The 2,655-nt window shown below is 57.6% G+C and carries 2 rRNA genes (1 of these 2 only partly in view); both read left to right on the forward strand.

The window, feature by feature from the left end:
* The first annotated feature begins 214 nt into the window (after positions 1-214).
* Positions 215-1,740, forward strand: a 16S ribosomal RNA gene (locus AB0G79_RS33240).
* Positions 1,741-2,023: 283 nt separating this feature from the next.
* Positions 2,024-2,655, forward strand: a 23S ribosomal RNA gene (locus AB0G79_RS33245); it runs 2,659 nt beyond the window's last position.
* Together the 16S and 23S rRNA genes form the textbook arrangement of a ribosomal RNA operon.

Consider the following 2,655-nt stretch of genomic DNA (forward strand, 5'->3'; position numbering starts at 1 on the left):
AAGGAAGCGTCCGCACCTTGAGAACTCAACAGCGTGCCAAAAATCAACGCCAGATTAGTTGATACCCCGTCCATCTTCGGATGGTCGAGGTTCCTTTGAAAAAGTCCATTCCTTCGGGGATGGCAACAACACAGCGAGGACGCTGTGGACAGTCGGCCATATTCCGGCATGACTGTCCCGCTCAACGCGAGTGTGACCCGATTACGGGTAAACATTCACGGAGAGTTTGATCCTGGCTCAGGACGAACGCTGGCGGCGTGCTTAACACATGCAAGTCGAACGATGAAGCCCTTCGGGGTGGATTAGTGGCGAACGGGTGAGTAACACGTGGGCAATCTGCCCTTCACTCTGGGACAAGCCCTGGAAACGGGGTCTAATACCGGATAACACCGGCCTCTGCATGGGGGCTGGTTAAAAGCTCCGGCGGTGAAGGATGAGCCCGCGGCCTATCAGCTTGTTGGTGGGGTAATGGCCTACCAAGGCGACGACGGGTAGCCGGCCTGAGAGGGCGACCGGCCACACTGGGACTGAGACACGGCCCAGACTCCTACGGGAGGCAGCAGTGGGGAATATTGCACAATGGGCGAAAGCCTGATGCAGCGACGCCGCGTGAGGGATGACGGCCTTCGGGTTGTAAACCTCTTTCAGCAGGGAAGAAGCGAAAGTGACGGTACCTGCAGAAGAAGCGCCGGCTAACTACGTGCCAGCAGCCGCGGTAATACGTAGGGCGCAAGCGTTGTCCGGAATTATTGGGCGTAAAGAGCTCGTAGGCGGCTTGTCACGTCGGGTGTGAAAGCCCGGGGCTTAACCCCGGGTCTGCATCCGATACGGGCAGGCTAGAGTGTGGTAGGGGAGATCGGAATTCCTGGTGTAGCGGTGAAATGCGCAGATATCAGGAGGAACACCGGTGGCGAAGGCGGATCTCTGGGCCATTACTGACGCTGAGGAGCGAAAGCGTGGGGAGCGAACAGGATTAGATACCCTGGTAGTCCACGCCGTAAACGTTGGGAACTAGGTGTTGGCGACATTCCACGTCGTCGGTGCCGCAGCTAACGCATTAAGTTCCCCGCCTGGGGAGTACGGCCGCAAGGCTAAAACTCAAAGGAATTGACGGGGGCCCGCACAAGCAGCGGAGCATGTGGCTTAATTCGACGCAACGCGAAGAACCTTACCAAGGCTTGACATATACCGGAAAGCATTAGAGATAGTGCCCCCCTTGTGGTCGGTATACAGGTGGTGCATGGCTGTCGTCAGCTCGTGTCGTGAGATGTTGGGTTAAGTCCCGCAACGAGCGCAACCCTTGTCCTGTGTTGCCAGCATGCCCTTCGGGGTGATGGGGACTCACAGGAGACCGCCGGGGTCAACTCGGAGGAAGGTGGGGACGACGTCAAGTCATCATGCCCCTTATGTCTTGGGCTGCACACGTGCTACAATGGCCGGTACAAAGAGCTGCGATGCCGCGAGGCGGAGCGAATCTCAAAAAGCCGGTCTCAGTTCGGATTGGGGTCTGCAACTCGACCCCATGAAGTCGGAGTTGCTAGTAATCGCAGATCAGCATTGCTGCGGTGAATACGTTCCCGGGCCTTGTACACACCGCCCGTCACGTCACGAAAGTCGGTAACACCCGAAGCCGGTGGCCCAACCCCTTGTGGGAGGGAGCTGTCGAAGGTGGGACTGGCGATTGGGACGAAGTCGTAACAAGGTAGCCGTACCGGAAGGTGCGGCTGGATCACCTCCTTTCTAAGGAGCACAGTACCGATTGCAGGCAAACGTTCTGCACGGTCAGCTCATGGGTGGAACGTTGATTAGTTGGCACGATCACGAGATGGACCGTAAGTACTGCTTCGGCGTGGAACACGGAATACATCAACTGATCGTGCTTGGCACGTTGTTGGGTGTCTGAGGGTACGGCCGGTTGGTCGTCCTTCAAGACTCCGGCCCCAGTGAACTCACTAGCTTGTCTGGTGGGGTGATGGGTGGCTGGTCGTTGTTTGAGAACTACACAGTGGACGCGAGCATCTGTGGCCAAGTTTTTAAGGGCGCACGGTGGATGCCTTGGCACCAGGAACCGATGAAGGACGTGGGAGGCCACGATAGTCCCCGGGGAGCCGTCAACCAGGCTTTGATCCGGGGGTTTCCGAATGGGGAAACCCGGCAGTCGTCATGGGCTGTCACCCATGCCTGAACACATAGGGCATGTGGAGGGAACGAGGGGAAGTGAAACATCTCAGTACCCTCAGGAAGAGAAAACAACCGTGATTCCGGGAGTAGTGGCGAGCGAAACCGGATGAGGCCAAACCGTATGCGTGTGATACCCGGCAGGGGTTGCGCATGCGGGGTTGTGGGATCTCTCTTCTGTCGTCTGCCGGCGACAGGACGAGTCAGAAACCGTATGGATAGGCGAAGGACATGCGAAAGGTCCGGCGTAGAGGGTAAGACCCCCGTAGCTGAAATCTGTACGGCTCGTTTGAGAGACACCCAAGTAGCACGGGGCCCGAGAAATCCCGTGTGAATCTGGCGGGACCACCCGCTAAGCCTAAATATTCCCTGGTGACCGATAGCGGATAGTACCGTGAGGGAATGGTGAAAAGTACCGCGGGAGCGGAGTGAAATAGTACCTGAAACCGTGTGCCTACAAGCCGTGGGAGCGTCGGG

Origin of the sequence: Streptomyces sp. NPDC020807, from assembly GCF_040641575.1 — a bacterium.
Taxonomy (GTDB): Bacteria; Actinomycetota; Actinomycetes; order Streptomycetales; family Streptomycetaceae; genus Streptomyces.